This is a genomic window from Bacillota bacterium (assembly GCA_013177945.1).
Taxonomy (GTDB): Bacteria; Bacillota; DSM-12270; order Thermacetogeniales; family Thermacetogeniaceae; genus Ch130.
In genome coordinates this window covers 41,942-49,989 of sequence record JABLXW010000032.1, presented here as the reverse complement: position 1 = coordinate 49,989, position 8,048 = coordinate 41,942, and the positions used below count along the sequence as shown (strand labels likewise).

General features: G+C 56.6%; 8 protein-coding genes and 1 riboswitch. All 8 genes read left to right on the top strand.

The window, feature by feature from the left end; all coding sequences use genetic code 11:
* Nucleotides 1-475: 475 nt before the first annotated feature.
* A riboswitch (molybdenum cofactor riboswitch) is annotated at nucleotides 476-593 on the bottom strand.
* A 278-nt stretch (nucleotides 594-871) separates the two neighbouring features.
* Entirely contained in the window at nucleotides 872-2,068 is a 1,197-nt protein-coding gene (locus HPY58_13450) for a radical SAM protein (GenBank protein NPV30623.1), read from the top strand.
* A gap of 382 nt (nucleotides 2,069-2,450) precedes the next feature.
* A complete protein-coding gene (locus HPY58_13445) occupies nucleotides 2,451-3,170 on the top strand; it encodes a CoA transferase subunit A (protein NPV30622.1) in 720 nt (239 codons plus the stop codon).
* A gap of 48 nt (nucleotides 3,171-3,218) precedes the next feature.
* A complete protein-coding gene (locus tag HPY58_13440) occupies nucleotides 3,219-3,884 on the top strand; it encodes a 3-oxoacid CoA-transferase subunit B (protein NPV30621.1) in 666 nt (221 codons plus the stop codon).
* Between the two features lie 74 nt (nucleotides 3,885-3,958).
* On the top strand, nucleotides 3,959-4,546 hold the full coding sequence (locus HPY58_13435) for a 4Fe-4S binding protein (protein NPV30620.1): 588 nt from the start codon (nucleotides 3,959-3,961) through the stop codon (nucleotides 4,544-4,546).
* The gene (locus tag HPY58_13430; GenBank protein NPV30619.1) at nucleotides 4,543-5,472 is read left to right on the top strand and encodes a CoB--CoM heterodisulfide reductase iron-sulfur subunit B family protein; all 930 of its coding nucleotides are present in this window, start codon (nucleotides 4,543-4,545) and stop codon (nucleotides 5,470-5,472) included. The genes HPY58_13435 and HPY58_13430 overlap by 4 nt, the downstream gene beginning before the upstream one ends.
* A gap of 1 nt (nucleotide 5,473) precedes the next feature.
* Nucleotides 5,474-6,544 carry a CoB--CoM heterodisulfide reductase iron-sulfur subunit A family protein gene (locus HPY58_13425; protein NPV30618.1) on the top strand — a complete coding sequence of 357 codons (1,071 nt, stop codon included), beginning with the start codon at nucleotides 5,474-5,476 and terminating at the stop codon, nucleotides 6,542-6,544.
* Nucleotides 6,545-7,108 (top strand): 4Fe-4S dicluster domain-containing protein, encoded by a 564-nt coding sequence (locus tag HPY58_13420; GenBank protein ID NPV30617.1) that lies wholly within the window; start codon nucleotides 6,545-6,547, stop codon nucleotides 7,106-7,108.
* Entirely contained in the window at nucleotides 7,105-7,980 is an 876-nt protein-coding gene (locus HPY58_13415; GenBank protein NPV30616.1) for a CoB--CoM heterodisulfide reductase iron-sulfur subunit B family protein, read from the top strand. Before HPY58_13420 ends, HPY58_13415 begins: the two co-directional genes overlap by 4 nt.
* Nucleotides 7,981-8,048 lie beyond the last annotated feature (68 nt).

Below are 8,048 nucleotides of genomic sequence, written 5' to 3'. Positions count from 1 at the left end.
CATCTCTTGGAAACTGGAAGAGAAAAGCGGCAGGCGGCCCGCCGGTTTTTTGCTCGGCAGAGGTGTAATGACAAACCACCGGAACTGGGGTCGGGCGGCCCCCAGGAACAGGCGAGCTGCCTGCCGCCAAAATTTATTCTCCTGGCTATCCCTCGCTTTTGCAGGAAAACTCCATGCAAAATTCGTGCCGAAAAAGTTCATTACCGCCGGAACAGCTGCCATAAACCGCGTTCATCGAATTGTCTTGAGGGGTGCAGGCAAGGCCCGCTTTCAGGCCCCTGAATCTCCCTCGCATGTGATCTAAAGGCCCCCTCTGCAGAACCGATATCGGCAATCTGCACGTCAAACATCACAGAAAAGGCTGCGCCCTGCCGCCGTAGCCGGTGTCTTAGGTGGGCAGGCTCGGAGCAGCAAGGGCTATGAACAACCTAAAAAGCCGGGCCAATGCAGAAAGGATGCACAAGACCCGGCTGTACAATCATATATATTTTCTCCTTTCCGCACTGGGAGGCAAATCAGTTTCCCGATTTACCCTATCGGTCCGCCGTTCATGGCTGGCGCTTTAGAACGGGGACTCGGAGATAAATATTTAAGTGTTTGTTATACTTTTCACTGTTTTATAATTCTACCCCATGGGAAAAATTCCTTCTGGACAAATTGACTTTCAGAAATTTTTTGGGGCTTTTGCACCAGGAATGCAGAGATCATCCTGGTTGCCGCAAGTGTCGTCATCACTGCAGCTGCTCTGGTAACTGCCCTTTTCAGGAAGCCTGCTCTCGGGAGGGTATGCGTACTAGATTCTGCTTCCCGATCGGCAGCAACAAGGATTTTTCTGAGAAAAAAGAGAAATTTTAGCCAAGGGGGGAGGGAAATGTTTGACGCGGCTTTTCTTTACGGGGGTCAGTGCCTTGTCTGCCGCCGCCAGGTGCCTTTGCTGGCCCGCGCCTTGCAGGTTTGTCCGGTGTGCCTGAAGAGGTTCCCGGGAGAAGCATGGCCATATGTGGCAGCCGCCCACCGGCTCGCCCGGGAAGGATACGGGCTTCCTGGAGAAGCTCCTCGAGGAACCCCGGGAATCAGGTGCACCCTGTGCTTCCACGAGTGCCTCATCCCGGAGGGGGAACAGGGTTACTGCGGTTTGCGGGAAAATCAGGGCGGAAAGCTGGTTGTCCACGCGGGGATTCCGGGACGGGGCCTGCTGCAATGGTACTTTGACCCGATTCCAACAAACTGCGTGGCGGGTCTGGTTTGTCCCGAGCGGAACGGTTCAGGACGCAAGAACCTTGCCGTTTTTTATGGAAGCTGCTCCTTCAACTGCCTGTTCTGCCAGAACTGGCATTACCGGAAGATGAAGGGGCAGCGGAGCACCACCAGTGCGGCGGAACTTGCCCGGGTTGCCGATACGGAAACGGCATGTATCTGCTTTTTCGGGGGAGACCCCAGCTCGCAGATGCCCCATGCCCTGGCCGCCGGCCGGCGCCTCGCGGCAAAGGGGGTTCGCGTCTGCTGGGAGACAAACGGAGCAATGCACCCCCGGCTTTTAGAGCAGGCTGTCAGGCTCTCTCTTGCTTCCGGGGGGTGTGTTAAATTCGATCTCAAGGCATGGGATCCTTACCTGCACCTGGCGCTGACAGGTGTCGGAAATCGGCGGACCCTGGAGAACTTTCGCCTGGCGGCATCCTATTTTCCGGAGCGTCCCGAACCGCCGCTTCTTGTCGCCAGCACCCTTCTGGTGCCCGGGTATGTGGATGCAGATGAGGTTTACCGGATTGCAAGGTTTATTGCCGGTTGCGATCCCCGGATTCCTTACTTTTTGCTTGGTTTTGCCCCCCAGTTTCACCTGGGGGACCTGCCTCCGACTTCAGCGCGCCATGCCCGGCAGGCCGGGGAGGCGGCCCGGGCTGCCGGTTTGCATCGTGTTTACCTTGGGAACGAACACCTTTTTTCGCGGCCTACTGAGTGGTTTCTGGCTCCTGTGGTCGCGAAAACAAAAATGAAAAGGCATAGAGCCCCGGGGGGAGAGGGCAACTTTTTCAAGTTGCAAGGGCCTATGCCTTTTTCATTTCATTGAAATCTATATGCAAAAAACATGCCAATAGAAAGCCGCCTTGCGCCCAGGTCCCGACCGGAGCCGTTTGTGCATTCCTGCACAAGGGATTGTGAAAGAATACACAATCTTCACTATCCGGAATAGTGAAAGAGAGATCTTGAACGATGTCTGTTTTTCGACACCTGGGTGTCAGGACGTTGACAAAAATACCTCCTGTTAACCCGGCAAAAAGCCTGTTTTCGGGCTTTTTCTTTTCTGGCATGCTCTTTGCGAATTCAGATCCGGCGGAAAATGTGAAGTTTTGATCAAAAATCGCTTAAATGGGAGGGATGTCCAAAGGGAGGTCGGCCGGTTTTATCCATAAGGTTTTTTCTCAATTTTCTTTAGAAAGGTGGGTATGTGGATGGGTAAGGTTGGCACGCTGGAGGAAGCGGTAGCACGGCTTCGAGATGGAATGACGATCATGATCGGTGGTTTTCTGGACGTGGGAATTCCCCTCAAGATCGTGGAAAAACTCCGCGAGATCGATGTCAAGGATCTGACCCTGATCAACACCTGCGGGTCCATGGTCGGAGGCGGCTTTGGTACGGCGTACCTTTTCGCCCAGGGAAAGATCAAGAAATACATCACGAGCCACGTCGGCGTTGCCCCTGAGCACCTCAATGCTTATAAAGAAGGAAAGCTGGAAGTCGAATTCTACCCCATGGGAACCTGGATTGAGAAGATCCGGGCGGGGGGAAGCGGCCTGGGTGGTGTCCTCACGCCGGTGGGAATAGGAACACTGGTGGAAGAAGGAAAGCAGAAGGTGACCATCGACGGGAAGGATTACCTGATCGAGAAGCCATTAAGGGCCGACATTGCTTTCCTGAAGGGGTACCAGGCCGACCGGTTCGGAAATGTCAGGTGCCGCTATCTTCAGAGGAATACAAATCCGATTATGGCCTTTGCGGCAGATTATGTGGTCTGTGAAGTTAATGAATTCGTAGATGAAATCGACCCCGACCTGATCCACATCGTTGCCCCGCTGGTTGATGTCCTTGTCCAGGGCTATACCTTTGAGGAAGAACAGCGGATCTACCGTGACCTTTGGAAGGAAAGAAAGCGGCTCCGGGCAGCAGGCTGAGCACCGGGCATCTTTCTTTAGAAACTGGCATGAAGGAGGTTAAACCTGATGGATGAGCGTGAAATTATTTGCCGCCGTGCCGCGAAGGAATTGCGCGACGGAATGGTTGTGAATCTCGGCTTTGGAATGCCGCTGGGTGTCGCTGATTTTATTCCCGAGGGCGTCCACGTCTGGCTTCAAACCGAAAACGGGGGTTTGGGGTTTGGAGGAACTCCCACCTACGAGGAAGCCGACTGCGGATTGGCCAATGCCGGTGCCGGCCCCATTACCAGGCTGCCCGGTATGTCCATTTTCGACCTGAGCTATTCCTTCCAGTTAATCCGGGGCGGGCACGTGGATGTCACCATCCTCGGCTGTCTGGAGGTGGATGAAGAGGGGAATGCGGCCAACTGGGCGCTCCCCATTTATCCCGGGGCCAACAAGTACCAGCCGGGAATGGGCGGGGGTATGGACCTGATGTTCATGGCAAAAAAGGTCATCATTGCCATGACCCATACCGCAAAAGGCGCCCCCAAGCTTGTTAAGAAGTGCAAGTACCCCATTACTGCGCCCAGGTGCGCCCACATGGTGATTACCGAAAAGGCGGTCTTTGAGCTGACCGACAAAGGTTACGTGCTCAAAGAAATCTGGCCCGGTCTCACCGTCGACGATATCCGTGCCATCACCGAAGCCAGTTTTACCGTTGCCGCGGACTTGAAAGAGTACCAGGTTTAACAAGATGAGCGGGGCCTCCGGGGTGGAGGTCCCTTCTCCCCTGGTTTAATCCCCAACTCAAGGAGACGATCTGCGTGCAGAAGGAACGGGGTCAAGAGTGGATTTCAGATTTTTATGAAAAACTGGAAGCGACCGGGCTCGTCAAGGATTTGGAAAAATGCATGGCCTGTGGCAAGTGTGTGGGAGGCTGTCCTGCGGCCGCCCTTACAGAAACGTACAATTCACGCCGGATTATCCGCGACGTTCTTTTCGGAAACGCGGCCCGGCTTCTTTCCGGCGAGGAAATCTGGCAGTGCTTCTGGTGCAAGACATGCTATGTTTCCTGCCCCCATGATGTGGATCCTGCGATGCTCATTCTCGCCCTGCGCTTTCAGGCTCTGGCAAGGGGTTACGGAGCCAGGTATGCGGCGGGTTTCAAACGTTTTGCAGAGAGACTTTACCAGTATGGATTGAGCTTTGTACCGGGAGAAAAAAGGATGGAGCGGATCAGGGAGGGCAGGGAAAAGCTCGACCTCCCGCCCCTCGTCCTGGAGGAAAAGGCTCTCGAGGAACTGCGGGTGATCTTTGAGGCCACCGGAGCGAAGGAATGGATCTCCGGCCTGGATGCCAGGGAAGATCGCCCCCTTGAACTTGCCTATGCGAAGGGAAGAACTGCCGGATGACCGGACGGGGCCTTATTAACCACAGGCAGGTTGAAGAGATTCCGCTTTCTGAAAGGGTCTTTTTCTTCCGCAGTTGCACCGGAAGCATGGAGTATCCGGGCCTTGAGAAGTCCATCAGGGAGATCACAAAAATCCTCGGGATAGAACTGGTGGAATCCAGGGAGCAAACCTGCTGTACGGGGTACCTGATGACCTGCCAGGGCTTTGAGCCTTTAACCTCCCTGGCGGCTGCGGCGAGAAACCTGAGCATTGCCGAAGGGGAAGGGCTCGATCTCTTTACAAACTGCAACGGCTGTTACGGCTGGATGACGGAGTTCAAGCACATCCTGGACCACGACCGGAATGCCAGACAGAAAGTAGACCAGGTGCTGGGTTTAATTAACCGCTGCTACAAGGGGACGGCAAAAATTTACCACTTTCAAGAACTCTGGTACCGGCTGCGCGACCGGATCCGGGCGAAACAGGTCTTTTCCCTCGCGGGGTTGCCCGTCGGCGTTCATTACGGTTGTCACTACCTGGCCAAGAAGTACGGTGTGATCGATGATCCCGAATATCCCACTTTCATCGAAGAGATCGTGGAAATGCTGGGCGGTCAACCTGTTTTCTACCAGGCCAGGAGGGAGTGTTGTGGAGCGGCGGTGGGAGTAATGTTTACCCACGACGAGCTTGCCCTTGCCCAGTCTTACCGTAAAATCCGGTCGGCGCGGGAAGAAGGGGCTGAACTGCTGCTCACCGTCTGCCCGGGCTGCAACGTTCAGCTTGACCGTTCCCAGGCGGTGATGAAGGAGCGGGGTATGGGGGATTTTGCCCTTCCGGTCATCGATCTCTCGCAGTTGATCGCCTGGACGCTGGGCGTTCCCGAGGAGCTGCTCGGCTTCGAGATGAACACGGTTCCTGTGGTGATCCGGAAAGAAGGGAGAAAGTAGCGTGACAGGGGAAAAGGAGAAGGTTCTGGTGCTCGGCGGGGGGGCCGCGGGAATGGAAGCGGCGGCCTGGGTCTCGCGGTGCGGCCATCCGGTTTTGCTGGTGGAAAGGGAAAGGGAGTTGGGGGGGCGGCTGCTCCAGCTGGGACGGCTGTACCCCGATATGGAAGATGCCGCCGCCCTGCTGGGTGCTTTAAGGGAAAAGATTGCCGGGTCTCCCGGCGTTGACGTCTGGCTCAATACATCTCTGGAAGACGTCCAGAGGGCAGGGGGCGGCTTTGTGGTTACCCTGGGGCGGGACGGAAAGAGCTACGTGGAAAGGGTGGAAGCGCTGATTCTGGCCACCGGTGCCGCCTATTTTCAGGCGGAAAAGTGCAGCGAATACGGCTACGGGCGTTACCAGGGTGTTCTTACCAGTCTCGACCTTGAAAGAGCCTTAAAGGAGGCCAGGGCTGCGGGTGAGTTCCGCCTCTCTGGAACCGGAGCCCCCCCTCGAAAGGTGGCATTTTTCCAGTGCGTGGGCTCGCGGATGAGGACGGGTCTGGGAGTCCGGGGCCGGCCCTACTGCTCGAAGATCTGCTGCATGTATACTGCGAAGCAGGCGCGGGAACTTAAGGATCTTCTTCCTGATGTAGAGTGCTATGTCTTCTATATGGATGTACGCGCTGCAGGAAAAGGCTATGAGGAGTTTGTGCGGGAAACCATGGAAAGATACCGGGTACACTACCTGCGGGGTCGTCCGGCCAAGGTGTTTCCCGGAAACGGCAGCCTGCTGATCCGCGCCGAGGATACGCTGATGGGTGTTCCCCTGGAACTGGAGGTAGATCTGGTCGTTCTTGCCGCGGCCCAGGAGCCCCTTCCGGAGACGGTCCGGCTTGTGGAAAGCCTGCAACTGGCACGGGATCCCCACGGCTTCCTCCGGTCGTCAGCCGCTGCCGGGTCCCTGAAGGCAGGAGAAGGTGTCTACCATGCCGGCGCCTGCGAGTTTCCAAAAAGTGTGGCGGAAACCCTGGTCCAGGCCCAGGCTGCGGCCCTCCAGGCGGTTTGCGATCTCAGAATGCGGGAGAGGATTTAAGTGCTGACTTCATTAACCGCTGTTTCTGGCGATTTCCAGAGAGAAGTGGAAGCAAGAAGCGGCCAGAACCTGGACGGGTGCCTGGGCTGCGGCACCTGTACGGGAAGCTGCCCCAACATTTCCTTTTACGATTACAGCCCCCGCGAACTTATCGCCCTGATCAGGCGCGGCGAGAAAAAAAGGGTACTGGAGAGCAGGAGCATCTGGTATTGCCTGGGGTGCTACACCTGTGAAGAACGCTGTCCCGGCGGGATCGGCCTTTCCCGGGTCATGGATGCCTGCCGCGAGTTGTGCTTGAAGGAAAAATACGCGGTGAACGGGGAAAGGGTGCTCCTCTTCCACAGACTCTTCCTTGCCCAGCTTGCCAGGTACGGCAGGGCTCCGGAGGCCCTCCTGGCCCTCCAGTTTAATTTTCGGACAAAGGATTATTTCCGGGACCTGGGTCTGGGCAGAAAGATGTTCCTGAAAGGCAAGATAAAGCTCTTTCCGGAGCGCATTTCCGGCCAGAAGGAGATCAGGTCCTTTTTCAGGGAAGCGGGCCCAAGGGGGGTGCTGCCGGAATGAAGATCGCATATTACCCCGGCTGCTCGCTGCACGCGGCCGCCCGGGAGTACGATGCCAGTTTAAAACTCTGCCTCCAGAACCTGGGCATTGAACTCACGGAAGTGCCTGATTGGAACTGCTGCGGGGCAACCTCTGCCCACAGCATCGACGAAAAACTGAGCATTTTGCTTGCGGCGCGCAATTTAAGTCTGGCAAAAAAAATGGTTTCCGGCAAGGTGCTTGCTCCCTGTGCTGCCTGCTACAGCCGCCTTCTCACCTCCCGCCACCGACTTCAAACCGAGGCCCGGCTTTATCAAGAAATAGCTTCCCGGTTGCCGGACCTGGATGGAGTGCAAGAAATGGAGGTGCTCAGCCTCCTGGATCTCCTTTGCCTCCGCGAGCTGCGGGACCGCCTGAAGGCCGGCATCGTGAGGCCGTTGAACGGGTTGCGGGTTGCCTGTTACTACGGATGTTTCCTGGTAAGGCCGGCTGCTGTTACGGGACAGCCCGATCCTGAAGACCCGACCTTGCTGGAAGCAGTTCTCGCTGCGGCGGGGGCGGAACCCGTACCCTGGACCTATAAAACGGAATGCTGTGGCGCCGGTTTTGTCCTGCCTGAGCCTCAGGTGGTGCTCAGGCTTGCGGGAGAGATCCTGCAGGCGGCAAAGCGCTCCGGGGCAGATGTCATCGCCGTTGCCTGCCCCCTCTGCCAGATGAACCTGGATGCACGCCAGGAAGCCGTCGCAAGGGAGCTGGGTGAGGAGTTGCATCTGCCCGTTCTCTACGTCACGCAACTGCTTGGACTGGCGATGGGTTTCGCTCCCCGGGTGCTGGGCCTGAAGCGCCTGCTGGTCGATCCCTTCCCTGCCCTGCAGGAAAAAGGAATAATTTAGGTCCTCTGCGCAAGGCCTGAAGGAAGGGGGTGCTGGAACCGGCCGGTCTTCAGAAAGCGGTTATTAGC